This window comes from Bacillus sp. SIMBA_074 (genome assembly GCF_046534555.1).
Classification (GTDB): Bacteria; Bacillota; Bacilli; order Bacillales; family Bacillaceae_G; genus Bacillus_A; species Bacillus_A mycoides.
The window spans coordinates 1-383 of sequence record NZ_JAWRYM010000162.1; the positions used below are offsets into that span (position 1 = coordinate 1).

The following is a 383-nucleotide window of genomic DNA, read 5'->3' on the forward strand; positions in this document are numbered from 1 at the left end:
TCAGCGTAGATTCGGAGCTAAACGTGCAGTATTTGCTGTTGTAACCGCGTGTGCGCTTATGACGTATGGTGGTGTAAGCGTGTTCATTGTTGCCTTTTCTGTTTATCCTATAGCAGTTTCTTTGTTTAAAAGTGCTAATTTACCTCATCGTTTTATACCTGGTGCACTTGTCTTTGGATCCATCTCTTTCACTATGACATCGCCAGGGTCACCAGAAATACAAAATTTAATTCCTACTGAACATTTTGGTACGACTCCAACTGCTGGAGGTTGGGTGGGTGTGGTTATTGCTCTATTAATTATGGTTGGAGGTGGAGCTCTCTTAGGAAGGATGGTTCAAAAAGCTGTAGATAGAGGAGAAACTTTTTCTATGGACCACATTG

Annotated in this window: 1 pseudogene; it reads left to right on the top strand. The window is 41.8% G+C overall.

Features of this window, described 5'->3' with window-relative positions:
• A pseudogene (locus SB773_RS30310) lies at positions 1-383 on the top strand (GntP family permease); the annotation flags it as partial.